The following is a 26,883-nucleotide window of genomic DNA, read 5'->3' as shown; positions in this document are numbered from 1 at the left end:
CGGTCCGGGTGAGAATTGCTCGTCACGACTAGAGTGGCGGCCATGCGCACGCTCATCAGGTTCCGGATGCTCGCCGCCCTCGCCGTGGGGATCGCCCCTTTCCTGGCGGCCGCGCCCGCATCCGCCGCCCCGGCACCCGCGGTGCTGGCGGCGCCCGCAGCACCCGCGGCGCTCGCCGCCGTGCCGGCCGGCGTGAACGACTTCTCGTTCGCCTCGTTCGACGCCCACTACGAGCTCGGCATCGACGCCGAGGGCCACTCCACCCTCACCACCACCGAGACCTTCGTGGCCGAGTTCCCCGAGACCGACCAGAACCGCGGCATCGAGCGCGCCATCCCGCGCGTGTACAAGGGCCATCCCACCGATCTCGAGCTCGTCTCGGTGACGGATGCGGCGGGCGACCCCCGACCCTACGAGACCGACACCGACGACGAGAACCTGCTGGTCACCATCGCCTCCGACGACTACGTGCACGGCGAGCAGACCTACGTGCTCACCTACACGCAGCGCGACGTCACCGCCTACTTCCCCGACACCGACGACGACGAGTTCTACTGGGACACCAACGGAGTGCAGTGGCGGCAGCCGTTCGCCCGGCACTCCACCACCACGGTGGTCGCACCCGAGCTCGTGGGCGCGCTCGCCGGGAGTCCCGGCTGCTTCGTGGGAGCGGCAGGCTCCACCACCCCGTGCGAGATCGTGCGCGACGACGCCGCCGGTGGCGCGACCTCCAGCGGCGAGGCGGTGGCGAGCGGGTCGGCCGTGTTCACCACCCGCACCACCGACCTCGCGGCCGGCGAGAACGTCACCATCGGCATCGCCTTCGCGCCGCACACCTTCACCGAGCGCGACACCTCCTACCTCTCGGCCGGCTCGAGCTGGGTGCAGCTGATCGCCGTTCTGCTGCTCGTCGGAGTCGCGGTCGCGGCGTTCGTGCGGCAGTTCACCGTCCTCCGCGATGCGAAGGGCCGGCCCGTGATCGTGCCGGAGTACACGCCGCCGCCCGGGGTCGATCTGATGCTGGCGGCGCAGGTGACCAAGCGTCGCACCAAGGCCGCCGCGGCCTCGTTCGTCGACTTCGCGGTGCGTCACAACATCCAGATCGTGGAGAAGACCGACCCGGGCCTGTTCGGCTCGTCGACGGTCTATTGGCTGCAGCTGCTCAAGGCCGACGGGCTGAACGCGTCGGAGCGCGAGCTCGCGGCCGCCCTGTTCGGGCCCCAGCTCGCGCCGGGAAGCTGGCGCGAACTGAAGAAGAACGATGCGCCGCTCGCCAAGTCGATCCAGGCGCTGATGCAGCTCACCCGAACCCGCGCCCGCGCCGAAGGCTACGTGGGCAAGAGCGTCACCGGAATCGGGTCGCTGCTGCTGGTGTCGTCGTTCGTGCTCACGGCGGTGGTGGTGGTGAGCGGCGTGTTCTCGGGTGATGCGGGAGTCGGCGGCGCGATCCCGGGCGTGCTCGCGGCGGTGGCCGCCATCCTGGTGGTGGTGACGCTGCTCACGGCGTTCCGCGTTCCCCTCACCCCGAAGGGCGCCGAGCTGCGCGACTACATCGAGGGTGTGGAGATGTACCTGAAGTGGGCCGAGGAGGATCGCTACCGGCTGCTGCAGAGCCCGGAGGGAGCGCTGCGCACCGGCGTGAACGCGCCCGACTGGGGCCAGGTGGTGAAGCTCTACGAGAGGCTGCTGCCCTACGCGGTGCTGCTCGGTCTCGAGACGGAGTGGGCGAAGGTGCTCGGCACCTACTACGAGAGCCTCGGGGCCTCTCCCGACTGGTACGGCGGCCACGGCACGTTCAACGCCGCGGTGTTCGCGTCGAGCATCGGGTCACTCAGCTCCACGTCGGTGTCGTCGTACTCGGGCAGCTCGTCGAGCAGCTCGAGCGGCTTCTCCGGTGGCGGCGGCTCATCGGGCGGCGGTGGAGGCGGCGGAGGCGGAGGCGGCGTCTGACCTCCCTGGCGGGCAGCACCCCCGGGCGATGCCACCGAGCCGTCGCAAATCGCCCTGTGACCGCCGCGAGAGGGCGGTTTGCGACGGATGGGCGGGGAGGGCGCGGGGTCAGCTGGCGGGGAGGGCGGGAGGGCGCGGGGTCAGCTGACGCGGAGGGCGCCGGCGATGAGGGCCAGGCCCACGAACGCGATCCAGATCAGCGCCGCCGCGATCCAGCCGGCCAGCGTGATGTAGCCCAGGATGAGGCCGGCGAGCGTGATCCCCCGGCCCTCGTCGCCGTTCTTCTTGATCTGCGAGAGCGCGATGTGCCCGGTGATCACGGGCACCAGGCCGAAGCCCAGGATGCCGAGCACCAGCGTCACGACGCCCAGCACGTTCGTGCGGGCCTGCGCCGCGAACGTGGGCTGGGCGGCGGGCGGCACAGGCGCCCCGGGCGCCCCGGGTGCAGCAGGCGCGGCGGCGGCGGCCGGGGCCCCTGTCGCGGTGGGGAACGGGGGCTGCCCGCCCGCGGGGATGACCGCGGTTGTCTGCGCGTCGGCGGTCTGCGAGTCGGTGGTCTGCGCGTCGGCGGCCTGCGCAGCAGTGTCGGCGGAGAGCGGGAGGGTGGATGCGTCGGGGGTGGAGGTCGATGTGGTCATGCTTCGAAACTACGCAGCACGCCGGTGCCGCCCATCCGACCACGGGCTCATCCGGGTGGTACCCGGGGACGAGATCGGGTCAGTCCTCGAAGGGGTTGGCGCAGGTCTGCTGCGCCGCCGTCTGGCCCTTCAGTCCCTCGATCACCTCGGGACCCGCCGCATCCGTGGTGGTGGGCGTGCCCGTGTCGGGGGTGGTGCCCGCATCCGGAGCCGTGGTCTCGACCGGAACCGGGGTCTCGGCGTTCGGGTCGGCCACGACGGTCGAACCCGTGCTGGTGGCGTCGTCACCCAGCGTGAAGGGCTGGTCGGCGAGGATCTTGGCGAACAGGTCGTCGGCCAGCGAGGTGACCGGCACGACCTTGTTCGGGTTGTCGGCATCCGACCCGGACGGGTACTGCACGAACACGATGTTGTTCAGGTCGACGTCTTTCAGCGTGAGCGCCAGCGACACCATGGCGTCGGGGCTCGCGAGCGACTTCGAGGGCTTGATGTTCGACGCGGCGGCCTGGGCGAGCCCGTAGAGCTTCGACAGGTCGCTCAGCGTGTTCGAGCTCTTCATGGTGCGCATGAGCGAGGAGAGGTACTGCTGCTGCGACCCGATGCGCGAGAGGTCGCTGCCGTCGCCCACGCCGTGGCGGTTGCGCAGGAACGCCAGCGCCATCTGGCCCTCGATGAGGGTGGTGCCGGCGGGCAGGTCGAGGCCGGAGTCGGGGTCGGAGATGGCGTCGACGAGGCACACGGGAACGCCGCCCACCGCGTTGGTCATCTCGATCACGCCGTCGAACGAGGTGGCGGCGGCGTACTGGATGTCGACGCCGGTGAGGGCGGAGACGGTGTTCACGACGCAGGAGATGCCGCCGCGCGCGTAGGCGTCGTTCAGCGGCTGCGCGCTCATGGAGTCGAAGGTCTCGCCCGTCTCAGGGTCCTGGCACTCGGGGTGCGGGATCACGAGGTCGCGCGGAAAGCTCACCACGACGGCGTTCTTGTGGTCGGCCGAGACGTGCAGCAGGATGTTGACGTCGTTCAGGGTGGCGTCGCGCTCACCGAAGCTGTCGCCCTGGTTCGGGTCGTTGTCGGTGCCGATCACGAGCATGTTGAAGCCGCCCTCGAAGGCCGACAGCAGGGGCGGCGCGGCCGGCTGCTCCTCGCCGTTGGAGATGTCGACGGCGTTGGCGCTGAACTGGGTGGTGACGCTGTTCACGGCATAGGCGGTGATGGTGCCCACACTCACCACGGCCACGGCGGCCACCACGGCGAGGCCCTTCAGCACGGTCGCGACGGGCGACGAGGTACGCAGCCGGCCATGGCGCACGGGGCCGGAGCTCTGGCGCCGGGGGCGGCGGTCGGTCTCGTTCACGCGGCTGTCCTTCGTGGGGGGAGGGGGTCAGCGGTCGATACTAGCCGACGCACATATCACGTCATCAGGCTCTTTCTCAGCCTCCGGACACCGTGTCGCCGGGTCGGCGACGGGTAGGCACCCCCTTGCGGGGGTCATCTAAACCGGTATAGTTTCGATCTAAACCGGTTCAGCCGGTACTCGACGGCGAGTTCTCGCCGCATCCACGAGGAGGTGGCGATGAAGCGCAAGACCACCATCACCGACGTCGCCCGTGCGGCCGGCGTGAGCAAAGGCCTGGTCTCGTTCGCTCTGAACGACCGGCCCGGCGTCTCGCCCGACACCCGCGACCGCATCCTCGACGTCGCCCGAGAACTCGACTACCGCCCCAGCCTCAGCGCCCGTTCGCTGTCGACCCGCACCTCCTACGCGCTCGGCCTCGTGATCGCCCGCGACCCCGAGATCCTCGGCGCCGACCCCTTCTTCCCGTCGTTCATCGCCGGGGTGGAGCGGGTGCTCTCCGCCGAGGGCCGCGCGCTCGTGCTGAGCGTGGTGGGCGACGACGCCCACGAGGAGACGGTGTACCGCACCTTCGCCTCCGACTCCCGGGTCGACGGCATGTTCCTCACCGACCTGCGGCACGACGACCCGCGCATCCCGTTGCTGCAGTCGCTCGGCATGCCCGCCGTCACGCTCGGCGACCCGGCTGCGGGCGACCCCGATGCGGGCGGCCCCGCGCGCGACGGCCACCCGTATCCGTCGGTCGTCCTCGACGACACCCCCGGCGTCGTCGCGCTGGCGCACCACCTCGTGGGCCTCGGCCACCGCCGCATCGCCCACGTGATCGGCCCGCGCCGCATGATGCACGCCACCCGGCGCGACGCGGCGTTCGCGGCCACGCTGGACGCCTCCGGCGTGCCGGCTCCCCTCGTGGTGGAGACCGACTTCACCGCCGCCGAGGGGGCCGCGGCCACCGACCGGTTGCTCGCCCTGGCCGAGCCGCCCACCGCCATCGTGTTCAGCAACGACCCGATGGCCATCGCCGGCATCGGGGTGGCGCACGAGCGGGGCCTCCAGGTGCCCCGCGATCTGTCGATCGCCGGCTTCGACGACTCCGAGCTCGCCCGGTACGTGTTCCCCTCGGTCACGTCGGTGCGCTCCGACCCGCTGGTCTGGGGTGAGCAGGCCGCGCGCACGCTGCTCGAGCTGATCGCCACCGGCTCCGCCGACGACCTCGAACTCCCGCCCGCCCGACTCGTCGAGCGGGCCTCCACCGGCCCCGTGCGGGCCCACTGACCCATCCGCAGCACCGAACCGAACGACCGCGGCGACGACGCCGCCACCGAAAGGAGCACATCGTGAAGATCACCTCAGTGTCGAGGCAGCCCGGCCGAGCGCCCGTCAGGGCGGGCCGCCGAATCGCAGCCCTCGCCATCACCGTCGTGGCGGGCCTGGGCCTTGCCGCCTGTTCGGGCGGGGGCGCCGCCTCCACCGACCTCACCGCCACCGGCCCCATCACCATCTGGTACTCCAACAACGAGGCCGAGGTGGGCTGGGGGAAGCAGATGGTCGAGGCGTGGAACGCCGAGCATCCGGATGAGCAGGTCACCGCGCAGGAGATCCCCGCCGGCAAGTCCAGCGAAGAGGTGATCGGCGCCGCCATCACCGCCGGCAACGCCCCCTGCCTGGTGTTCAACACCGCTCCCAGTGCCGTGGGTCAGTTCGAGAAGCAGGGGGGCCTCGTCGACCTGTCGTCGTTCCCCGACGGGGCCTCGTACATCGAGGAGCGCTCCGGCGATCTCGCCAAGCAGTACCAGAACGCCGACGGCCAGTACTTCCAGCTGCCGTGGAAGTCGAACCCGGTGGTGATCTTCTACAACAAAGACCTCTTCGCCAAGGCCGGCATCGACGCCGAGAACCCGCCGCTGTCGACCTACGACGACTTCCTCGCCACCTCGAAGAAGCTGGTGGATGCGGGCGTCTCGCCCTACGCCATCCAGCCCGCGCCGACGAGCGAGTTCTACCAGATGCAGTTCGACTTCTACCCGCTCTACGCGGCGGCCACCGGGGGGACCCAGCTGGTCGAAGACGGCAAGGCCACCTTCGCCGACGACAAGGGCGTGGAGGTGGCGCAGTTCTGGCGTGACCTGTACGCGCAGAAGCTCGCCGGCCAGGAGCAGTACCAGGGCGACGCCTTCGCCGACGGGCAGGCCGCCATGGCCATCGTGGGCCCGTGGGCCATCTCGGTGTACAAGGGCCTGAACTTCGGTTCGGTGCCCGTGCCCACTCCCGACGGAACCCCCGCCGACCAGACCTGGACGTTCAGCGACGCCAAGAACGTGGGCCTGTTCTCGGCCTGCGAGAACAAGGGCACGGCCTGGGAGGTGCTGAAGTTCGCCACCAGCCAGGAGCAGGACGGGAAGTTCCTCGAGGCGACCGGCCAGATGCCGCTGCGCCAGGACCTGCCGACCGTCTACGCCGACTACTTCGCCGCCAACCCGGCCTACGTCGCCTTCGGCGACCAGGCCAGCCGCACCGTCGAGGTGCCCTCTGGCCCCAACACCGTGCAGATGATGCAGACCTTCCGCGACGCGTGGAGCAAGTCGGTCATCTTCGGCGAGGGTGACGTGCAGGAGGCTCTGGACGGCGCGGCCTCCACCATCGACGGCCTCGCCACCCAGCCGTAGGAGGCGCTCGTGAAGCGCATCTTCGGCCGGCAGCCGCTCGGCCTCCTGTTCAGCTCGCCCTACCTGGCGTTCGTGCTGGTCGTGTTCGCCTTCCCCATCGTGTACGCGGTGTGGATCTCGTTCCACGACTTCTTCTTCGCCGCTCCCGGGGCGAACCCGCCCCGGCCCTTCGTGGGGTTCGACAACTACATCGCTGCCTTCTCGAACCCCGCGGTCATCCGGTCGTTCGGCAACGTGGGCATCTTCTTGATCATCAACGTCCCGCTCACCGTGGTGCTGTCGCTGATCCTGGCGACAGCACTCAACAAGGCGGTGCACGCCCGCACCTTCCTGCGGGTGAGCTACTACGTGCCGTACGTGTCGGCGAGCGTGGCGGTGGTGGCCGTGTGGCTGTTCCTGTTCAACGGCAACGGGCTGGTGAACAGCCTGCTCGGGCAGCTCGCGCCCGATCCGTCGTGGCTCATCAACGAGCGGCTGGCGATGCCCATCATCGCCCTGTACGTCACCTGGAAGCAGCTGGGGTTCTACATCCTGCTCTACCTCGCGGCGCTGCAGAACGTGCCGAAGGAGCTCTACGAGTCGGCGGCCACCGACGGCGCAGGCAAGGTGCGGCAGTTCTTCTCGGTCACCGTGCCGGGGGTGCGGCCCGCCACCCTGCTGGTGCTGCTGATCTCCACCGTCACGGGAGCGAACCTGTTCACCGAGCCCTACCTGCTCACCGCGGGTGGGGGGCCGAACGGCGCCTCCGCGTCGCCGGTGCTGATGATGTACCAGCTCGGCATCCAGCAGGGCCAGCCCGACGTGGCCTCGGCCATCGGCATCGTGCTGGTGATCGGCGTGCTGATCATCGCGTTCATTCAGAACCGCTTCGTCGGGGAGAGGGAATCATGAGCACCATCGAGAAGCCGGCCGGAGCGCCCGCGAAGCGGGTCGAACGCCGCCACCGGGTGAGCGGTCTCAGCCGCTTCCAGTCCATCCTGCGCGGGGTGGTGCTCGCGGTCGGTGCCGTCGTGTTCCTGTTCCCCTTCTACTACATGGTGGTGGGGGCACTGCAGACCAAGCCCGACCCCACCCTGGCGGGGGCGTTCCCGAACCCGGCGAACCTCTCGCTGGACAACTTCGTGAACGTGAACGAGCGCATCAACCTGGCCAGCGGGCTGATCAACTCGGGCATCTTCACCGGCGGCGTGCTGCTGTGCACCGTGGTGTTCGGGGTGCTGGTGGGCTACGCGCTCGCCATGCTGCAGTGGCGCGGGCGATCGGCGACGTTCGCCCTGGTGCTGCTGGTGCAGGTCATCCCGTTCCAGCTGCTGCAGATCCCGCTCTACGTGCTGATCGCCCGCGACTACGGTCTCGCCGACACGCACGTGGGCATGATCCTGCCGTTCGCCATCAACTCCACGGCGGTGATCATCTTCCGGCAGTACTTCCTGCAGCTGCCGAAAGAGCTCTTCGAGGCGGCCCGCATCGACGGGGCGGGCGAGTTGCGTCTGCTCTGGAGCGTGGCGCTGCCGCTCGTGCGGCCGGCCCTCGTCACCGCGGTGCTGCTGACCTTCATCGGCCCGTGGAACGAGTTCCTCTGGCCGTTCCTCATCACCAAAGACGCGTCGTTGCAGCCGCTCGCCGTGTCCCTCGCCAACTACATCTCCACGGTCGCAGCGTCGACCGACAACCCCTTCGGCGCGATCCTCGCCGGTGCAGTGGTGCTCGCGGCCCCGGTGGTCGTGCTGTTCATCGTGTTCCAGCGGTACTTCGTGTCGAGCGACCTCGGATCGGGAGTGAAAGGATGACCATGCCCAGCAACGAGAACACCAGCCCCACCGTCAGCACGGAGGTGCCGTACCGCCTCGAGCGCGCCGGCATCGTGATGGAGCCGGAGCCCGGCAACGACCTCGAGGCCGAGGGGGTGCTCAACCCCGGTTCGGGGCACACCCCCGACGGGGCGCTCTACCTGCTGCCCCGGCTCGTGGCCACCGGCAACGTGTCGCGCGTGGGGCTCGCCCGCGTGGTGCTGTCGGATGACGGCGTGCCGATCGGGGTCGAGCGGGAGGGCGTGGTGCTGGCCCCCGACCGCGGCTTCGAACGCGGGGCCCACAATGCGGGAGTGGAGGACCCGCGGGTCACGTTCATCCCCTCGCTCGGCGAGCACGGCCTGCACGTGATGACCTACGTGGCCTACGGGCCGCTCGGGCCGCGCACGGCGCTCGCCGTGAGCGACGACCTGCGCGAGTGGCGTCGGCTCGGGCCCGTGACCTTCGCCTACGACGACGCGCTCGACATCGACCTCGGGCTCTTCCACAACAAGGACACGGTGTTCTTCCCCGAGCAGGTGCGGGCACCCGACGGCACGCCGTCGTACGCGGTGCTGCACCGGCCGATGTGGGATCTCAGTGAGACCCGTCCCGGCGAGGGCGTGCGCCTGCCGGCGGGCGTGACGGATGCACGTCAGAGCATCTGGATCAGCTACGTGCCGGTGGCCGAGGTCGAGCGCGACCTCGCGAACCTCACCCGCTGGACGCGCCACCGCTTCCTCGCGGGCCCGGAGTTCGACTTCGAGGCCGTGAAGATCGGCGGCGGCCCGGCACCCCTGCGGGTGCCGGAGGGCTGGCTGCTCATCCACCACGGGGTGACCGGGGTGATCGACAACGCGTTCGCGCAGCAGCAGCGGGTGAACTACGCGGCCGGCGCCATCCTGCTCGACGGAGACGACCCGTCGCGGGTGATCGCCCGCACGGCCGTGCCGCTGCTCGCCCCGGAGACCGAGGAGGAGCGCAGCGGCATCGTGCCCAACGTGGTGTTCCCCACGGCCATCGAGGAGATCGACGGCACGCACTACGTGTTCTACGGCATGGCCGACTCCAAGATCGGCGTGGCCCGCCTGGTGCACACCTAAACCCCCGATGCGAAAGGTGAGTTCGATGACGAGCACGCTGAGAACGAGACGGACGGTCGCCCTGCTGGCGGCCCTGGCCCTGGTGTCGGGGGGTGCGGGCGTCGCGGCGCCCGCCTTCGCCGCCCCGGCGCCGCAGCAACCCGACGGGGAGGCGTTGACGAACCTCGCGCACCTCGACTTCCTGCTCGACGAGGTGACACCGGCAGCGGTCGCCGGGCACACGAGCTACCGGCTCGACACCGAGCCGGAGCTCACGCTGCCCTGGACCTACGCGGATGCGCGCGACGGCGGCACGTTCGAGCGCGTGGGCGGCGGCCCGCTCGACCCCGCCACCGGCGACTACGGCCAGGGCGCCTTCAACAGCGACGACGTGTCGCGCACCGCCGTGGTGTACCTGCGGCACTGGCAGCAGACCGGAGACGAGGCCAGCCGCAGCAAGGCCTACGAGGTGCTGCGGGCTCTTGCCTACTTCCAGACCACCACGGGCGACGACGCCGGCAACGTGGTGCTGTGGATGCAGCCCGACGGCGAGCTCAACCCGAGCGCCGAACCCGTGGAGCTGCCCGACCCGAGCGACTCGGCCGAGAGCTACTGGCTGGCGCGATCGCTCTGGGCGTTCGGTGAGGGGTACGCGGCGTTCCGCGACAGCGATCCGGCGTTCGCCGCCTTCCTGCAGGAGAGGTTGCGGCTCGGGGTCGCGGCGGTCGATCGCGAGGTGCTCGACCGCTACGGCGAGTACGAGCAGGCCGACGGCGTGCAGGTGCCGGCCTGGCTGATCGTGAACGGGGCGGATGCGACGGCCGAGGCCGTGCTCGGTCTCTCGGCCTACGTCGAGGCCGCGCCGGATGACGACGCGGTGCGGGCGTCGACCGCGAAGCTCGCGGACGGGATCGCGGAGTTCGCGGCGACGACCACCGGGGGCTCCGGCTCGGGCTCCGACGCGGCGGCCTCGTGGCCGTACGGCGCCATCCTGCCGTGGGCCGAGTCGCGGTCGATGTGGCACGCGTGGTCGTCACAGATGTCGGGAGCGCTCGCCCGCGCATCCGTCGCCCTCGACGACGAGAGCCTGCGCGGCCCCGCCGTGGTGGAGGGCGCACGATTCGCCCCCACCCTGCTCACGGCGGGCGGGCCCGACAACGGCTGGTACCCCTCGCCCACCGAGCGGGTGCAGATCGCCTACGGCGCCGACTCCCGGGTGCAGAACCTGCTCGCCACCGCCGATGCGGCCGGGCTGCCGGGCCTCGCCGACCTCGCGGGGCTGCAGGCGGCCTGGTTCTTCGGCCTCAACCCGGCAGCCGAGCCGATGTACGACCCGGCCACCGGCGTGACCTACGACGGCATCCAGCCCGACGGTTCGATCAACCGCAACTCGGGGGCCGAGTCGACCATCCACGGGCTGCTGTCGATGCTGGCGCTGGATGCGCATCCCGACGTCGCCCGGATCGCGACCTCGCTCACCACCCTCGACGGGCGCGACGGCCTCACCGTGGTGGAGGCGGAGTCCGCGTTCACGGGTGAGGGCACGGTGGTGACGCCGGAGTCGAGCTGGACGGGCGAGTCGTCGTGGAGCGGCTCGTACCTCTCGGTGGGCAAGGGCCAGACCGCGTCGCTCGCCCTCCCGGGTGGGGACGCGGCATCCGCCGACCGCATCGTGGAACCGGTGGTCTGGCAGGTGCAGAAGGGCTCAGAGACCACGCCGAAGACGCAGTGGAAGGCCGGCCGCACTCCCCTCGGCGTGCTGAAGTCGGAGGTGGGGGAGCAGGGCATCACCGCGGTGCCCGGCGCCCTGCTGCCGCAGAGTCTCGACCGGGTCGTGCCGGCGGGTGCCTCCGGCGTGACGGTTCGCGGCGTCGCCGGGGAGACGAAGATCGACGCGCTGCTGGTGCGGCCGGTGCTGTCGACCCTGACGGCCTCCGGGCCCGAGGCGGCGACCGCGCAGCTCGTGCAGAACTCGCTCGACTGCGCTCAGGATGCGACGCTCGGCTCGGCCGGGTCGGCTCAGACCCTGAGCGTGTACGACGGCGGGGGTGCGCTGGTGGGCAGCCGGTCGATCGACGGGCCGACGAGTGTGTCGGTGCCGGCGGGAGGGTTCGCGCTGGCGCTGGGTTGACGCCGGCACCGCGCTGACGCCGGCACCGCGCTGCCGCCGACGCCGCGCTGCCGCCGACGCCGCGCTGACGCCGGCACCGCGCTGTCGTTGGCAGTAAGTCGATGGGATGGGGCAGTCCTGCCACTCGTGGCGGGATTGCCCCATCCCTACATTTACTGCCATGACCCTTTTCCTCGTGTCCCTGCTCGTTCTCGCCCTTCTCGCCGTGGTCGGCTCGGTGCTCGTGATGGCTCGTGACGGCTACCGTCAGGTGCCCCGCCGGCCGGCGCGCGACACCTGCCCCGACCGGAAGTGGAGCGGTACGGCGTAAACTGCTCGCGTGCATCCGTTCTTCTCGCTCTCGATGGCCGTCGGCCGGTCGGAGGTCGTCGGCGCCTCAGCCGGCGGTAGATAGAGCCGTTCTCGCTCGATGATGTCTCGCGCCCCGTGCGCGCTCGCGACCGATCTGCCCGCAGTCTGCCGGCGCCGGTCGCCTTCTGAGAACCGCCCCGGCGCGCATCCGCGCGGGGCACGAACGAGTGGATCGACATGCGACCTCTGACCGAGAAGCAGCTGCGGGCTGCCTTCATCAACACCTCCCAGCGCGAGCGGGCCGCCATCGTGCCGCCGGCCGGGCTGGATGCGCTCCGATGGAGCGAGCTGGACTACCTGGGCTGGCGCGACCGGCGGCAGCCGAACGTGGGGTACGTCGTCGTGGAGCTGGGCGGGGGCGATGGCGCTGCGGACGCGGACGGCGGCGGTGGGTTCGTCGGGGTGATGCTGCGGCAGACCGAGGCCCGGGCGCGCAGCCGCCCGCAGTGCTCCTGGTGCGACGACGTCACCCTGCCCAACGACGTGGTGTTCTTCGGCGCCAAGCGTGCCGGGCAGGCGGGCCGCAACGGCGACACCGTGGGCGCGCTGGTGTGCTCGGAGTTCGAGTGCTCGGCCAACGTGCGGAAGCTCCCGCCGCTGGCCTATCCGGGTTTCGACCGCGAGGCGGCTCGGCTGCAGCGCATCGCGGCTCTCCGGCAGCACGCGACGGCGTTCGTGCTGGCGGTTCGGGCGGGCGGGTAGCGGCGAGAGGGGTCACGCCAGCCACGAGGGGTTCAGGGGGCCGTCTCCACGATCGCGAAGCCCCGGCCGCGCAGGCGGCGGTGCTCCTCGGTGAGGTGGGTGAGGATGCGGTCGCGGGTGCCGCGCCCGTGAGCCAGCACGAGGGCGCGGGCGTGGTCGGCGTCGCGCGAGCGCAGGGCCGCCACGATGGCGAGGTGCTCGTCGCGGGCCGACTCGCGCGAGGCCGCGGTGCGCACGTCGAGCCAGCGGGTGCGGCTGAGCCTCGTCAGCACGTCGCGCATCCCCTGCACCAGGAAGGCGTTGCCGCTGAGCGCCGCCAGTGCCAGGTGGAACTCGTCGCCCCCGCGCACGCCGGCCTCCTCGTCGTCGCGCTCGTCGTGGCGCCGGGCGAGCTCGGCGAGGGCGGCCAGCTCGTCGTCGCTCGCCCGTTGCACGGCGAGGGCCGCGACCGCGCCCTCCACCGCCTCGCGGTACTCGGCCACCGCGCGCACCTCGGCGAGGTCGATCGGCGTCACCTGCCAGCCGCGGTCGGTGCGCCGGGTGAGCCCCTCGGTCTCCAAGCGCATCAGAGCGGCCCGGATGGGGGTGCGGGATGCGCCGAGCACCTGCTCGAGGCCCCGCTCGCTCAAGCGCTCCCCCGGAACGAAATCGAGTCGCAGGATGCCTCCGCGCAGCAGCTCGTACGGGCTCTCGACGCCTTTCGTCATTGGTGCTCCTTCGTGGTATACCAGCATGGTATCCCTTTCGATCGGAGACGTCCATGACCACCGCCCCGCCTCGCACCTCCGTTCCGCGCGCCGCGTGGCGGATGCTCGGGCTCGGCGTGGCCGCGCAGGCGGCCGGTACGTTCCTGGTGAGCACCCCGGCGTTCCTCATCCCGTTCCTGCACGTCGATCGCGGCGTCGACCTCGCCACCGCCGGCTGGCTCGCGGCCGCCCCGACGATCGGCATGGTGCTCACCCTGGTGGCCTGGGGCGCTCTGGCCGACCGGGTGGGCGAGCGCTGGGTGATCGCCGGCGGACTGGCCCTCACCGCCCTGTTCGGCGCGAGTGCGGCCGCCGTGGCCGCCGACCCCGTGCTGCTCACGATCGGCCTGGTGCTCGCGGGAGCCGCCGCGGCCAGCACCAATGCGGCGAGCGGCCGGGTGGTGGTGGGCTGGTTCCCGCGGTCGCGGCGGGGGCTCGCCATGGGCATCCGCCAGATGTCGCAGCCGCTCGGCGTCGCGGTGGCGGCGTTGGTGGTGCCGGCGCTCGCCGCGGGATCGGGCGTGGGGGCGCCGCTCGTCGTGTCGGCGGTGGTCACGGGGGTGCTGGCGGTGGGCTGCGCGCTCGGCATCCGCAACCCGCCGCGGCCGTCGGCGCCGGTACCGTCGACGTCGGTGCCCCAGCACGGTGCGCCCCCGCTCGGTGCGCCCGCGCCCGCGGCGACTCCCGCTGCCGCTGCATCCGTGCCGGCCGCCGGGTCGGCGACCCCGCACGCCAACCCCTACCGGCGCGACCGCTTCCTCGCGCGCATCCACGCGGTGTCGCTGCTGCTGGTGGTGCCGCAGTTCACACTGTCGACCTTCGGGCTGGTGTGGCTGATCGCCGGCCTCGGGCTCGACGCGGTGCTGGCCGGGCTCGTGGTGTCGGTGTCGCAGTTCGTCGGCGCCGGCGGGCGCATCGTGATCGGGGCGGTGAGCGATCGCGTCGGCACCCGGGTGGGCGTGCTCCGGATGGTCTGCGTCGCGGGCGTGGTGCTGCTGCTGGCGACCGCCGGGCTGGCGGCGGCGCACTGGGCCGTGGCGGCCGTGGTGGTGTTCGTGCTGGCCACATCCGTCAGCGTCGCCGACAACGGGCTGGCCTTCACCTCGGTGGCCGAGGCCGCGGGGCCGGCGTGGTCGGGGCGGGCGCTCGGCATCCAGAACACGGGCCAGTTCCTCGCGGCCTCGGCGGTGGGCCCTGCCGTGGGAGCCCTGATCGGCCTCGTGGGCTACCCCCTCGCGTTCGCGCTGGTGGCGCTCACACCCCTGGCGGCACTGCCCCTCGTGCCCGCCCACGACACCGACGCCACCCCCGCCTGACCCGGCCCCCGGGGTCGCGGGGCGTCAGGCCACCGCGGAGGAGGAGGCCCAGAGGTTGAGGTCGCGGTCGCCCGCGAAGCCGTCGATGCGTTCGAGCTCCTCGGCCGTGAAGCCGAGGTGGTTCACGGCGGCCAGGTTGTCGTCGAGCTGCTGCACCGACGACGCCCCGATCAGCACCGAGCTCACCCGGCCGTCGCGCAACGCCCACGAGAGCGCCAGCTGCGCCAGGGTCTGCCCGCGCGAGGCCGCGATGGCGTTCAGGCCGCGTACGCGCGCCAGCGTGTCGTTCGTGAGCATGTCCTCCGACATCGACCCCTCCCGGGCCGCCCGCGAGTCGGCCGGCACCCCGTCGAGGTAGCGCGAGGTGAGCAGGCCCTGGGCGAGCGGCGAGAAAGCGATGCACCCCACGCCGAGCTCGCCGAGCGTGTCGAGCAACCCGTCCTCGATCCAGCGGTTGAACATCGAGTACGAGGGCTGATGGATGAGCAGCGGCGTGCCCAGGTCGCTCAGGATGCGTGCCGCCTCCCGGGTGCGCTCCGGCGAGTAGCTCGAGATGCCGGCGTACAGCGCGCGGCCGGACTGCACCGCGGTGTGCAGCGCCCCCATCGTCTCCTCGAGCGGGGTGTCGGGGTCGGCCCGATGCGAGTAGAACACGTCGACGTAGTCGACCCCCATCCGTTCGAGCGACTGGTCGAGCGAGGCCAGCAGGTACTTGCGCGAGCCCCAGTTGCCGTAGGGGCCGGGCCACATGTCGTAACCGGCCTTGGTCGAGAGCACGATCTCGTCGCGGTGGGAGGCGAAGTCCTCGGCGAAGATGCGGCCGAAGTTCGTCTCGGCGCTGCCGTAGGGCGGGCCGTAGTTGTTGGCGAGGTCGAAGTGCGTCACACCCGTGTCGAAGGCGCGGCGCAGGATGGCGCGTTGGGTCTCGATGGGCTTGTCGTCGCCGAAGTTCTGCCAGAGCCCGAGCGACACGGCCGGCAGCTGCAATCCGCTCCGCCCCACCCGCCGGTAGGGGAACGACTCGTAACGGGCGGGATCGGCGACATAGCTCATCCCCCCATCCTGCCCCCATGGTGCGCGCGGCGGCATGGCAGGTGGGAACTGCGCCGAAGAGCTATCGAGATCGACTGCCGACGTGGCACGATGGTTCGTGAAACCTCATCAGAGGGCCGGATTCACTGCGGAAAGAGTCGTATGCACCACCTCGAGAGAGACGTCGTCATCGTGGGAGCCGGCGCCACCGGCCTCACCGCCGCCACCGAGCTGGCGAAGGCCGGCCGTTCGGTGGTCGTGCTCGAGGCCCGCGACCGGGTCGGCGGGCGCCTGCACACCGACCACATCGAGGGGCAGATGTACGAGGTCGGCGGCCAATGGGTCTCGCCCGACCAGACCGCCCTGCTCGAGACCCTCGACACCCTGGGCCTGGACACCTACGAGCGCTACCGCGACGGCGAGAGCGTCTACGTCGGCCCCGGCGGAGTCTCCGCGCGCTTCACGGGCGACATCTTCCCCGCCTCCGACGCCACCCAGGCCGAGCTCGAGCGCCTCATCGGCGTGCTCGACGAGCTCGTGGCCCAGACCGACCCCGCCGCGCCCTGGGAGCACCCGCGCGCCGCCGAGTTCGACCGCATCTCGTTCCGCGCCTGGCTCGAGCAGCAGACCGACGACTCCGAGGCCATCGAGAACATCGCCCTCTTCATCGCCGACGCCATGCTCACCAAACCGGCCCACGCCTTCTCGCTGCTGCAGGCGCTGCTCATGGCCGCGAGCGCGGGCAGCTTCAGCAACCTCGTCGACGCCGACTTCATCCTCGACCGCCGGGTGGTGGGCGGCCTGCAGCAGGTTCCCCTGCGCCTGGCGGAGGCGCTCGGCGACGACGTGGTGCTCGGGCAGCCGGTGCGCACCATCCAGTGGGGCGACACCGGCGTCAGGGTGTCGACGGATGCGCTCACCGTGTCCGCCCGGCACGTGATCGTGGCGGTTCCACCGAACCTGTACGAGCGCATCGACTACGTGCCCGCCCTGCCGCGCCTGCGCCAGCAGCTGCAGCAGCACCAGTCGCTCGGCCTCGTGATCAAGGTGCACGCCAGCTACGAGACGCCGTTCTGGCGCGAAGACGGGCTCTCGGGCACCGCCTTCAGCCCGTACCAGGTGGTGCACGAGGCCTACGACAACTCCAACCACGGCGAGACCCGCGGCACCCTCGTGGGTTTCGTCTCCGACGAGAAGGCGGATGCGCTCTTCCGCCTGTCGGCGGACGAGCGGCGCCGTGCCGTGCTCGAGTCGCTGGCTGCGTACTACGGCCCGAAGGCCCTCGAACCCGTCGTGTACTACGAGAGCGACTGGGCTGCCGAGGAGTGGACCCAGGGCGCGTACGCCGCGAGTTTCGACCTCGGTGGGCTCACCCGCTACGGCGCGCTGCAGCTCGAGCCGGTCGGGCCGATCCGCTTCGGATCGAGCGACCTCGCGGCGGAGGGGTACCAGCACGTCGACGGCGCCATCCGCGTGGGCCGGCGCCTCGCGGCCGAGATCCTCGCCGAGTCGGGCGACCAGGCCCCGGTCTCCGCCGCCTCCCCCGCATCCGTCACCGCCCCCATCGAAGGAGCCTCAGCATGAGCACCCACTACGCCGTCGTGAACCCCGCCACGGGCGAGACCCTCGCCGAGTACCCCACCATCACCGACGGCGCGCTGCAGGATGCGATCGACGCCGCTTCCGATGCGTTCGAAGGCTGGTCACGACGCGCATCCGTCGCCGACCGCGCCGCGCTGATCGCCCGCGTGGCCGCGCTGCACACCGAGCGCAAGGAGGCGCTCGCCGAGATCGCCGTGCGCGAGATGGGCAAGCCGCTGGACCAGGCGGTGGGCGAGGTGGAGTTCGCCGCGGCGATCTACCAGTACTACGCCGACCACGCCGAGGAGTTCCTCGCCGACGAGCCGATCGCCCTCACCGACGGCACCGGCCAGGCCTTCGTGCGCCGCGCCGGCCTCGGCGTGCTGCTGGGCATCATGCCGTGGAACTTCCCGTACTACCAGGTGGCCCGGTTCGCCGGCCCGAACATCGTGGTGGGCAACACCATCCTGCTCAAGCACGCGCCGCAGTGCCCCGAGTCGGCCGCGGCCATCGCGCAGATCTTCGACGACGCGGAGGCCTCGCTGGGCGCTCACGACTCGGTGTACGTGAACATCTACGCCAGCAACGAGCAGATCGAGACCGTGATCGCCGACCCGAGGGTGCAGGGCGTCTCGGTCACCGGCTCCGAGCGCGCGGGCGCAGCGGTGGCGCAGCTCGCCGGCAAGCACCTCAAGAAGGTGGTGCTCGAGCTCGGCGGCTCCGACCCGTTCATCCTGCTCTCGACCGACGACCTGGATGCCGCGGTGCAGGACGCCGTGAACGCCCGCCTGGACAACAACGGCCAGTCCTGCAACGCGGCCAAGCGCTTCATCGTGATCGACGACCTCTACGAGGAGTTCGCGTCGAAGTTCGTCGAGGTGTTCACGGCGGCCCAGCCGGCCGACCCGCTGGCCGAGGGCACCCTGCTCGGCCCGCTCTCGTCGAAGGCCGCCACCGAGCGGCTCGAGGAGCAGCTGCACCGGGCCCGTCGGCAGGGCGCGACAGTGCTCGCGTCGGGCACCCCCTCGGGCAATTTCTTCCCGCCCGCCGTGCTCGCCGACGTCACCGACGAGATGGATGCGTACCGCGAGGAGTTCTTCGGCCCCGTCGCCGCGCTCTACAAGGTGGGCTCGGAAGAGGAGGCCGTGCTGCTGGCCAACGACACCCCGTTCGGCCTCGGCTCGTACGTGTACACCACCGACCAGGAGCAGGCCCTGCGGGTGGCCGACGGCATCGACGCGGGCATGGTGTGGGTGAACCTCGTGCTCGGCGACGCGGCCGAGCTGCCCTTCGGTGGCGTGAAGCGCTCGGGCTCGGGCCGCGAGATGGGCCGGTTCGCGGTGGAGGAGTTCGTGAACAAGAAGCTCATCCGCATCGCCTGAGCCGGGCGGGCCTGAGGGGCTAGGGGAGGGCGATCACGAGGCCCGTGCGGGCCGCCGTGATCTCGCTGATGCCCGCGGCCACGGCCGACGGCACGCGGGCCGCGAGGTCGGCCGCCACCGGTGACGCGTCCGACCCCGGCCACACCACCGCGGTGATGTTCGCCGTGGGGGCGTTGGGCTTCGCACCCAGCACCAGGAACTCGCGCTCCGGGTGGTCGGCCGCCACCTTCTGCAGGCCGTCGAGCCCGGCCGGCCCCACGGTCACCACCACGTCGGGGTCGGAGTCGAGCGCGCGCTGGTAGACCACGTTCGCATCGGTGGTCTGCCCCACATCCAGCAGGGTGACGGATGCGGCATTCGCGCTCGCGAACACCGTCAGCGCGTCGCGCGCCGCGTCGGCCTGGTCGGCGCCCGCGGTTCCGGCGCCGGGCAGCACCACCACGAGCGCGAGACCGGTGGGCACCGCGATCTCGGTGGGGGCCGCCACGGTCGGCGCGGCTTCGGGAACCTCAGGAGCCGGCGCCGCCGAGGCGGGAGGAGCGGCGCTGGGGGAGGGACTCTTGGTGAAGAGGGTCTCGTCGCCGGTGGGCGAGCATCCGCTCATCGTCAGGAGCACGAGACCGGCCAGGAGTACGCCCGAGAGGGCCCAGGTGCGCGCGGGCACCGGCTAGAGCTCGGTCTCGAAGGGCTCGGTGACGAGCAGCTCGGCCACGGAGGAGAGGATCTCGTCGGGCCGGAACGGGTACTTCGCGATCTCGGACTCGTCGCTGATGCCCGTCATCACCAGGATGGTGTGCAGGCCCGCCTCGATGCCGGCCACCACGTCGGTGTCCATGCGGTCGCCGATCATGCCGGTGTTCTCGGAGTGGGCGCCGATGCGGTTCATGGCCGAGCGGAACATCATCGGGTTCGGCTTGCCCACCACGTAGGGCTCCTTGCCGGTGGCCTTGGTGATCATGGCGGCGATGGCGCCCGTGGCCGGGAGCGGACCCTCGGCACTCGGCCCCGTCGCATCCGGATTCGTGACGATGAAGCGCGACCCGGCGCCGATGAGCCGCACCGCCTTCGTGATGGCCTCGAAGGAGTAGTTGCGGGTCTCGCCGATCACCACGTAGTCGGGTGCGGTCTCGGTCATGATGAAGCCGGCCTCGTGCAGGGCCGTGGTGATGCCGGCCTCGCCGATGACGAAGGCGCTGCCGCCCGGCATCTGGTCTTTCAGGAAGGCGGCGGTCGCGAGCGCGCTCGTCCAGATGAACTCCTCGGGCACCTCGAGGCCGCTCGCCCTGAGGCGGGCGCTGAGGTCGCGCGGCGTGAAGATGGAGTTGTTCGTGAGCACCAGGTAGGGCTTGCCCTGGTCGCGCCACTGCTGCAGCAGCTCGGCGGCGCCGGGGATGGGGTGGTTCTCGTGCACCAGCACGCCGTCCATGTCGGTGAGCCAGCATTCGATGTCGTCGCGGCCGGGCATGCGGTACCTTCCTTCGTGCGTCAGCCCCAGGCTAGCGAACACGCCTTGCCGCCGCCTGCACGGAACCGGGTTTAGGTAGTTCGAACCTTAAGGGTTATAGTCAACATCACCTTTTGGTCCGGCACCCGCCGGCGGCGAGCGGAGACGGCGATGAGCGAGCAGACCGAGGGCCATCGGCCCGGGATCGCCCTGGCGGTGTCGACCGTGATCTTCGCGCTGCGACCCGATGAGCCGGATGCGCCTCCCGGGCTGTGGTTGCCGCTGGTACGGCGCATCCGGCCGCCGTACGAGGGTGACTGGGCGCTGCCGGGCGGGCCCCTGCAGCTCGATGAAGACCTCGAGGCCGCCGCTGCGCGCACCCTCGCCACCACCACCGCCCTCGAACCCGGCTACCTCGAGCAGCTCTACGCCTTCGGCACCCTCGACCGCTCGCCCGAGGGGGCCAAGAACCGGGTGGTCTCGATCGTGTACTGGGCGCTGGTGAGCTCCGACGAGGTGGCCACGAGCGTGGGCGCCAACCCCGAGAACGTGAGCTGGTTCTCGGTGGACGACCTGCCCGACCTCGCCTTCGACCACGACGTGATCATCGAGTACGCCCTGTGGCGGCTGCGCAACAAGGTGGAGTACAGCCGCATCGCGCACGCCTTCCTCGGCGACACGTTCACCCTCGCCGAACTGCGCGAGGTGCACGAGGCGGTGCTCGGGCGGTTGCTCGACCCGGCCAACTTCCGGCGCCAGATCGAGTCGTCGAACTCGGTGGTGCCCACCGGCAAGCGCGTGCTCGGCACGAGCTACCGGCCGCCCAAGCTCTACCGCTACAACACCTCCGTCGCTCCGGTCGATCGCGGGCCGCTCGACCGACTCAGCAGAAAGCCGCGCCCATGACCGTCACCAACCCCTCCCTGCCCGTTGTCGGCTCCGCCACCCCGGCCCTCCTCTCCGTCGACGACGAGATCCAGCTGATCGCGGCGGGCACGGCCGCGGTGCCGGCCGGCGACCCGGCTGCGGCATCCGGCGCCGTGTGCGCCCCCGAGCTGGCCGACGGCCCCTGGGTGTTCGACCCGCAGGCGCCGTCGTACGGCCCGGGTGCGTCGATGGCCGACCCGATCCCGGCCGACGCACCCCGCCAGGGCACCTTGCCCGAGCAGTACACGCGCGCCTCGAAGAGCGAGCTGGATGCGCGCATCCGGGCCGCGAAGGCCACCCTCGGCGACCGGGTGGTGGTGCTCGGCCACTTCTACCAGCGCGACGAGGTGGTGCAGTACGCCGACTTCGTGGGCGACTCCTTCCAGCTCGCGAACGCCGCGCTCACCGTGCCCGAGGCGGAGGCGATCGTGTTCTGCGGGGTGCATTTCATGGCCGAGACGGCCGACATCCTGGCGCGGCCGGGGCAGTCCGTCATCCTGCCCAACCTCGCCGCGGGCTGCTCGATGGCCGACATGGCCGACATCGACTCGGTGGAGGAGGCCTGGGCGCAGCTGGGCGAGCTCTACGGAACCGAGCCCGACGCATCCGGTCGCGTGCCCGTCATCCCGGTCACGTACATGAACTCCTCGGCGGCGCTCAAGGGCTTCTGCGGGCGCAACGGCGGCATCGTGTGCACCTCGTCGAACGCGGCGACGGTGCTCGAGTGGGCGTTCGAGCGCGGGCAGCGGGTGCTCTTCTTTCCCGATCAGCACCTCGGGCGCAACACCGCGAAGGCCATGGGGGTGCCGCTGGAGCGGATGCCGATGTGGAACCCGCGGAAGGCGCTCGGCGGCAACACCGCGGACGCGCTGCGGGAGGCGCAGGTCATCCTGTGGCACGGGTTCTGCTCGGTGCACAAGCGGTTCACGGTCGCCCAGATCGAGCGCGCCCGGGCGGCCCACCCCGACGTGCGCGTGATCGTGCACCCCGAGTGCCCGATGCCCGTCGTCGACGCGGCCGACGGCGCCGGCTCGACCGACTACATCGTGAAGGCCATCGCGGCGGCTCCGGCCGGCTCGACCTTCGCCATCGGCACTGAGATCAACCTCGTGCAGCGACTGGCCAACGAGTACCCGCAGCACACCATCTTCTGCCTCGACGACGTGATCTGCCCGTGCTCGACCATGTACCGCATCCACCCCGGGTACCTGGCCTGGGTGCTCGAATCGCTGGTGGACGGGGTGGTGCTCAACCAGATCACGGTCGACGACGCGGTGGCGGTTCCGGCGCGGGTGGCCCTCGAGCGGATGCTCGCGGCCCGGCCATGAGGCCGTCGGGCGAGAGGGGCGCTTCGCCGGCGCGAGGCTCTGCGGCTTCTCCGGGCTGGGAGTCCTCGGGGGTTCGGGGCGCGGGGGCGCGGGCGCGGGTCGTGGTGGTGGGGAGCGGCATCGCCGGGTTGAGCCTGGCGCTGGAGCTGGCCGAGGAGTTCGAGGTCGTGATGGTGACCAAAGGGCGCATCGACCAGGGGAGCACACCGTGGGCGCAGGGCGGGATCGCTGCGGCGGTGATGCCGGGTGACTCGGTGGCCGCGCACATCCGGGACACGCTCGACGCGGGCGCGGGTCTCTCCGATCCCGCGGCGGTGGAGGTGCTCTGTGCGGAGGGGCCCGACCGCATCCGCGAGCTGATCGCCCGCGGCGTGGAGTTCGATCGCGACGCGGAGGGCGGGCTCGATGCGGGGCTCGAGGGGGCGCACTCGTTCCGGCGCATCCTGCACGCGGGCGGCGACGCCACGGGGCTCGCGGTGGAGACCGCGCTCGTGCGCGCGGTGCGGCGCACCAGGGTGCGGGTGCTCGAGAACACGATGCTGCTCGACCTGCTGCTCGGTTCGCCCTCGTCGAGCGGTGCCGCTGAGTCGCGCCGTGGTGCTGGTCTGGGCGCTGAGTCGCGCCGTGATGTCGCAGTCCGGCGCGACTCAGCGGCCGGGGTGGTGGGGGTTCGGGTGCTGCGGGCGGGGGGCGTCGAGGAGATCGAGGCCGCCGCCGTCGTGCTGGCGAGCGGGGGCCTGGGTCAGGTGTACCCGATGACGACGAACCCGGCCGTGAGCACCGGCGACGGAGCGGCGGCGGCGCTGCGGGCGGGGGCCGCGTTGGCCGACGCGGAGTTCGTGCAGTTCCACCCGACGGCGTTGGCGGCGCCGGGGGCGTTCCTGGTGTCGGAGGCGGTGCGCGGCGAGGGGGCCGTGCTGCGCAACAGCCGCGGGGAGCGGTTCATGGTGGGCGTGCATCCGCTCGCCGAGCTCGCGCCCCGTGACGTGCTGGCCCGGGCGATCGCCGCCGAGATGCTCGCCACCGGGGCGCCGGTCGAGCTCGACGCGACGGGGATCGAGGGGCTCGCGGAGCGGTTCCCGACCATCACGGCGGCGTGCCGGGAGGCGGGTTACGACTGGACCCGCGAACCCGTTCCCGTGACCCCGGCCGCGCACTACTGGATGGGCGGCGTGGCCACCGACCTCGACGGCCGCACGTCGCTGCCGGGCCTGTTCGCGGTGGGGGAGACGGCGTGCACGGGCGCGCACGGGGCGAACCGGCTCGCGTCGAACTCGCTGCTCGAGGCCGCGGTGTTCGCGCACCGGTGCGCGGCGGCGCTGCGGGGTGAGGTGGCGTTGCGGGGTGAGGTGGTGTTGCGGGGTGAGCTCGCGCTCGCGCCGGTGGCCGGGGCGGCGGGCGGCGTGGCGTGGGCGGATGCGGCGGCGGGCGAGGAGCCCGAGACGGGTGTGGCGGGCGCAGGCCCAGAGGCGGATGCGGCGGCCGCCGGGGAGGGCGCGTCGACTTCCGGTATGGGAGCGGGAACGGGTGCGGTCCGGCATCCCAGGGCAGGGGCGCAACGGGCGGGCCGGAGGTCGGAGACGACGCGGTCGGAGGTGCGGTCGGAGGCGGCGCCGGACGTGCCGACGCGGCAGGCTCTGCAGGAGCTGCTCTGGCGGCAGGTGGGGCTGGTGCGCAGTGCCGAGGGGCTGCGCGCGGCGCGGGAGCGGCTGGCGGCCTATGAGGTTCCCACGGCGGGGATCACCGACGTCGAGCGGCTCGAGACGGCCGGGATGGTGCTCGTCGCGCGGGCGATCGTGGAGGCCGCCTTGGCCCGAGAGGAGTCGCGCGGGGCGCACTCGCGCCTCGACTTCCCGGAGACGTCGCCGCTCTTCGCCGAGCACCTCGCCGTGACGGCGGGTGCGGACGGCGAGCTGACGGTGTCCCGCCATCCGACCGTCGCCGCGGTGGTCGCCGCCCGGAGCGCTGCCTCCCCCGAGAGCGCGGCGAGCGCGACCGGTGGGGCGGTGGCCCGGGAGTCAGGCCACCCGGAGAGGTCCGGCGGCGCGACCGCGGGCGCGGTGACGGCATCCGCCATCGACTCGACCGGCACCACCCATCAGAGAGAACACGAGGTGCACGCCTGATGCTCACCACCCAGATCATCGACGACGTCGTCACCCGCGCGCTTGCCGAGGACGCGCCGTGGGGCGACCTCACCTCGGAGCTGCTCATCCCCGACGATGCCGGCGTCGACGCGGTGCTGGTGGCGCGTGAGCCCGGCGTGTTCAGCGGGGGCGAGGTGTGGCAGGCGACGATGCGGCTGGTCGACCCGCGCATCCGTTCGTCGGTTCTGGTGCCCGAGGGCGCTCGGTTCGACGCCGGAGACGTGCTCGCCGAGGTGTCGGGGCCGGCGCGCGGGGTGCTGCGGGCCGAGCGGGTGGCCCTGAACTTCGTGCAGCGGATGTGCGGCATCGCCACCGAGACCGCCCGATACGTGGCCGCCGTGGCCGGCACGTCGGCGCGCATCGTCGACACGCGCAAGACGGTTCCCGGGCTGCGGGCGTTCGACCGTGCGGCCGTGCGGGCGGGGGGCGGACACAACCACCGGTTCTCGTTGTCGGATGCGGTGCTGGCGAAGGACAACCACCTCGCCGTGCTGGCCCGACGGCACCGGGGTGATCTGGGGGCCGCCATCCGTGCGGTGCGGGCGCAGCTGTCGCACACCACGCACCTCGAGGTGGAGGTGGACCGCCTCGACCAGATCGAGCCCGTGCTCGCCGGCGGGGTGGACACGGTGCTGCTCGACAACTTCTCGATCGACGAGCTGCGGGCCGGGGTGGCGCTGGTGGGCGGCCGGGCGCTCGTCGACGCGAGCGGCGGGGTGAACCTCGCGACGGTGGGGGACATCGCGCGCACCGGGGTTGATCTGATCTCAGTGGGAGCGCTGACGCACAGCGTCCGGGCGCTGGACCTGGGGCTCGACGTGCGGTTCGACGCTCGGTTCGGGGATGCGGCGGACGGCCCGGCAGGCCCCGGCCCCGACACCGGCCCCGACACCCCCCCGGGCCGCGTGGGCCGCCCGTGATCTACCTCGACGCCGCCTCCACCACCCCCGTGCGCCGCGAGGTGCTCGAGGCCATGTGGCCCTACCTCACGGGCGAGTTCGGCAACCCCTCGAGCCAGCACGCCGCCGGTCGCTCGGCCGCGCGGGCGCTCGCCGCCGCCCGCAGCACGGTGGCGGAATGGTTCGACTGCCGCCCCGCGGAGGTGATCTTCACCTCGGGCGGAACCGAGGCCGCCAACCTCGCCGTGAAGGGGCTCGCGCTCGGGAACCCCCGGGGCCGGCACCTCGTGCTGAGCGCCATCGAGCATCCGGCGGTGGTCGAGTCGGCCGAGTATCTGCACCGCGTGCACGGCTTCGAGCTCTCGGTGGTGCCCGTCGACGGTGACGGGCTCGTGCAGCCCGACGCGTTCGCCGCGGCCCTCCGCCCCGACACCACCCTCGCCAGCGTGATGCTCGCCAACAACGAGATCGGCGTGGTGCAGCCTGTCGGCGAGCTGGCCGGACTCGCGCATCTGCACGGCATCCCCGTGCACACGGATGCGGTGCAGGCCGCGGGCTGGCTCGACGTGCGGCCGGGCTCGCTCGGCGTCGACGCGGTGAGCATCTCGGGGCACAAGCTCGGGGCCCCGAAGGGGGTGGGGGCGCTCGTCGTGCGGCAGCGTCATCCGTTGGAGCCGGTGCTGCACGGGGGCGGTCAGGAGCGCGGGCGGCGGTCGGGCACCGAGAACGTGGCGTTCGCGGTGGGGCTGGCGCGGGCGGTGGAGCTGGCGTCGGTGGCCGGTTCGAGGGCCGGCCCGGATGCAGGCGCGGCGTCGGGTTCGGCTGCAGGCGCGGCGTCGGGTGCCGATGTGCGCGCGGCTGCGGCAGAGGCGGGGGCGGGCGCGGCCCCGACGCCGGATGCCCGGGGGATCGAACGGGTCGCGGCTCGTCGCGACGCGTTCATCCGGGACGTGCTGACCCGCGTCGAGGGCGCGCGACTGACCGGGCACCCCGAGCGGCGGCTGCCGTCGCACGCGTCGTTCGTGTTTCCGGGGACGGCCGGGGAGGCGGTGCTGCTGGGGCTCGAGGAGCGCGGCGTGACCGTGTCGAGCGGCTCGGCGTGCGCGGCGGGCGACGACGAGCCCTCTCCGGTGCTGCTCGCGATCGGGCTGCCCCCGGCCGTGGCGCAGACCGCGGTGCGCTTCACGTTCTCTGCCGACACGTCCCCGGCCGACCTGGCAGCGGCGGCCGACGCCCTGGAAGCCAGCGTGACAGCCCTCACCTCCCTGCGCTGACGCCCCTCCCCACGCTGACGCGCGTGTTGCGTCGCGCAGAGTCGTCTTCACGGGGGCGTGAGCACGACTTTTTGCGACTCAACCCCCGTGGGCCCGGGGTCGGGCGGGGATACTGGGCGGGCGAGCGGCGCAAGGGCGCC

At 72.0% G+C, this 26,883-nt stretch carries 23 protein-coding genes; 17 read left to right on the top strand and 6 right to left on the bottom strand.

Translation table 11 applies throughout. From position 1 onward, the window contains the following. Nucleotides 1–42: 42 nt before the first annotated feature. Nucleotides 43–1,950 carry a DUF2207 family protein gene (locus ACEXOR_RS08770; protein ID WP_374849183.1) on the top strand — a complete coding sequence of 636 codons (1,908 nt, stop codon included), beginning with the start codon at nt 43–45 and terminating at the stop codon, nt 1,948–1,950. Between the two features lie 140 nt (nt 1,951–2,090). Here ACEXOR_RS08770 and ACEXOR_RS08765 read toward each other — a convergent pair whose 3' ends face one another. Together ACEXOR_RS08765 and ACEXOR_RS08760 are read right to left on the bottom strand one after the other, a co-directional pair. Then, entirely contained in the window at nt 2,091–2,588 is a 498-nt protein-coding gene (locus tag ACEXOR_RS08765; RefSeq protein WP_374849182.1) for a DUF4190 domain-containing protein, read from the bottom strand. Nucleotides 2,589–2,667: 79 nt separating this feature from the next. After that, on the bottom strand, nt 2,668–3,945 hold the full coding sequence (locus ACEXOR_RS08760; RefSeq protein ID WP_374849181.1) for an LCP family protein: 1,278 nt from the start codon (nt 3,943–3,945) through the stop codon (nt 2,668–2,670). Nucleotides 3,946–4,164: 219 nt separating this feature from the next. On the opposite strand from ACEXOR_RS08760, the gene ACEXOR_RS08755 reads away from it, so the two are divergent. From ACEXOR_RS08755 to ACEXOR_RS08720, 8 genes are all read left to right on the top strand, one after another. Beyond that, a complete protein-coding gene (locus ACEXOR_RS08755; RefSeq protein WP_374849180.1) occupies nt 4,165–5,220 on the top strand; it encodes a LacI family DNA-binding transcriptional regulator in 1,056 nt (351 codons plus the stop codon). Nucleotides 5,221–5,288: 68 nt separating this feature from the next. Then, complete coding sequence (locus ACEXOR_RS08750) at nt 5,289–6,611, top strand: extracellular solute-binding protein (protein WP_374849219.1); 1,323 nt, start codon at nt 5,289–5,291, stop codon at nt 6,609–6,611. A 9-nt stretch (nt 6,612–6,620) separates the two neighbouring features. Continuing rightward, nucleotides 6,621–7,502, top strand: coding sequence for a carbohydrate ABC transporter permease (locus ACEXOR_RS08745; protein WP_374849179.1), 882 nt, complete (start codon nt 6,621–6,623; stop codon nt 7,500–7,502). Then, nucleotides 7,499–8,401 (top strand): carbohydrate ABC transporter permease, encoded by a 903-nt coding sequence (locus ACEXOR_RS08740; protein WP_374849178.1) that lies wholly within the window; start codon nt 7,499–7,501, stop codon nt 8,399–8,401. The genes ACEXOR_RS08745 and ACEXOR_RS08740 overlap by 4 nt, the downstream gene beginning before the upstream one ends. 2 nt (nt 8,402–8,403) lie before the next feature. After that, nucleotides 8,404–9,504 (top strand): glycoside hydrolase family 130 protein, encoded by a 1,101-nt coding sequence (locus tag ACEXOR_RS08735; RefSeq protein WP_374849176.1) that lies wholly within the window; start codon nt 8,404–8,406, stop codon nt 9,502–9,504. Between the two features lie 25 nt (nt 9,505–9,529). Then, complete coding sequence (locus ACEXOR_RS08730; protein ID WP_374849175.1) at nt 9,530–11,614, top strand: hypothetical protein; 2,085 nt, start codon at nt 9,530–9,532, stop codon at nt 11,612–11,614. Between the two features lie 160 nt (nt 11,615–11,774). Beyond that, a complete protein-coding gene (locus tag ACEXOR_RS08725) occupies nt 11,775–11,924 on the top strand; it encodes a hypothetical protein (RefSeq protein ID WP_374849174.1) in 150 nt (49 codons plus the stop codon). Between the two features lie 218 nt (nt 11,925–12,142). Further along, entirely contained in the window at nt 12,143–12,667 is a 525-nt protein-coding gene (locus tag ACEXOR_RS08720; RefSeq protein ID WP_374849173.1) for an FBP domain-containing protein, read from the top strand. Between the two features lie 32 nt (nt 12,668–12,699). Here ACEXOR_RS08720 and ACEXOR_RS08715 read toward each other — a convergent pair whose 3' ends face one another. Further along, nucleotides 12,700–13,374 (bottom strand): GntR family transcriptional regulator, encoded by a 675-nt coding sequence (locus ACEXOR_RS08715; protein WP_374849172.1) that lies wholly within the window; start codon nt 13,372–13,374, stop codon nt 12,700–12,702. Between the two features lie 53 nt (nt 13,375–13,427). Between ACEXOR_RS08715 and ACEXOR_RS08710 the strand changes: the two genes are divergently transcribed. Further along, nucleotides 13,428–14,729, top strand: coding sequence for an MFS transporter (locus ACEXOR_RS08710; RefSeq protein ID WP_374849171.1), 1,302 nt, complete (start codon nt 13,428–13,430; stop codon nt 14,727–14,729). A 24-nt stretch (nt 14,730–14,753) separates the two neighbouring features. Here ACEXOR_RS08710 and mgrA read toward each other — a convergent pair whose 3' ends face one another. Beyond that, complete coding sequence (gene mgrA / locus ACEXOR_RS08705) at nt 14,754–15,782, bottom strand: L-glyceraldehyde 3-phosphate reductase (protein WP_374849170.1); 1,029 nt, start codon at nt 15,780–15,782, stop codon at nt 14,754–14,756. 90 nt (nt 15,783–15,872) lie between these two features. Between mgrA and ACEXOR_RS08700 the strand changes: the two genes are divergently transcribed. After that, complete coding sequence (locus tag ACEXOR_RS08700) at nt 15,873–17,345, top strand: flavin monoamine oxidase family protein (RefSeq protein ID WP_374849169.1); 1,473 nt, start codon at nt 15,873–15,875, stop codon at nt 17,343–17,345. Beyond that, complete coding sequence (locus ACEXOR_RS08695; protein ID WP_374849168.1) at nt 17,342–18,724, top strand: NAD-dependent succinate-semialdehyde dehydrogenase; 1,383 nt, start codon at nt 17,342–17,344, stop codon at nt 18,722–18,724. The genes ACEXOR_RS08700 and ACEXOR_RS08695 overlap by 4 nt, the downstream gene beginning before the upstream one ends. A gap of 19 nt (nt 18,725–18,743) precedes the next feature. Here ACEXOR_RS08695 and ACEXOR_RS08690 read toward each other — a convergent pair whose 3' ends face one another. Then, entirely contained in the window at nt 18,744–19,388 is a 645-nt protein-coding gene (locus ACEXOR_RS08690) for a type 1 periplasmic-binding domain-containing protein (RefSeq protein WP_374849166.1), read from the bottom strand. Between the two features lie 3 nt (nt 19,389–19,391). Further along, complete coding sequence (locus tag ACEXOR_RS08685; protein WP_374849165.1) at nt 19,392–20,189, bottom strand: HAD-IIA family hydrolase; 798 nt, start codon at nt 20,187–20,189, stop codon at nt 19,392–19,394. 150 nt (nt 20,190–20,339) lie between these two features. On the opposite strand from ACEXOR_RS08685, the gene ACEXOR_RS08680 reads away from it, so the two are divergent. The 5 genes from ACEXOR_RS08680 to ACEXOR_RS08660 all read left to right on the top strand — a co-directional run bounded on the left by ACEXOR_RS08680 (nt 20,340) and on the right by ACEXOR_RS08660 (nt 26,743). Further along, entirely contained in the window at nt 20,340–21,074 is a 735-nt protein-coding gene (locus ACEXOR_RS08680; protein ID WP_374849163.1) for an NUDIX hydrolase, read from the top strand. Next, a complete protein-coding gene (gene nadA / locus ACEXOR_RS08675) occupies nt 21,071–22,423 on the top strand; it encodes a quinolinate synthase NadA (protein ID WP_374849162.1) in 1,353 nt (450 codons plus the stop codon). The genes ACEXOR_RS08680 and nadA overlap by 4 nt, the downstream gene beginning before the upstream one ends. A 101-nt stretch (nt 22,424–22,524) precedes the next feature. After that, a complete protein-coding gene (gene nadB / locus ACEXOR_RS08670; protein ID WP_374849161.1) occupies nt 22,525–24,549 on the top strand; it encodes an L-aspartate oxidase in 2,025 nt (674 codons plus the stop codon). After that, nucleotides 24,549–25,490, top strand: coding sequence for a carboxylating nicotinate-nucleotide diphosphorylase (gene nadC / locus ACEXOR_RS08665; protein WP_374849159.1), 942 nt, complete (start codon nt 24,549–24,551; stop codon nt 25,488–25,490). The genes nadB and nadC overlap by 1 nt, the downstream gene beginning before the upstream one ends. Beyond that, on the top strand, nt 25,487–26,743 hold the full coding sequence (locus ACEXOR_RS08660) for a cysteine desulfurase family protein (protein ID WP_374849158.1): 1,257 nt from the start codon (nt 25,487–25,489) through the stop codon (nt 26,741–26,743). Before nadC ends, ACEXOR_RS08660 begins: the two co-directional genes overlap by 4 nt. The last annotated feature ends 140 nt before the right edge of the window (nt 26,744–26,883 follow it).

The sequence above is a fragment of the Herbiconiux liangxiaofengii genome, assembly GCF_041927335.1.
Lineage (GTDB): Bacteria > Actinomycetota > Actinomycetes > Actinomycetales > Microbacteriaceae > Herbiconiux > Herbiconiux liangxiaofengii.
Note: the sequence above shows the minus strand (reverse complement) of the source record. Positions and strands in the feature narration are given on the sequence as shown.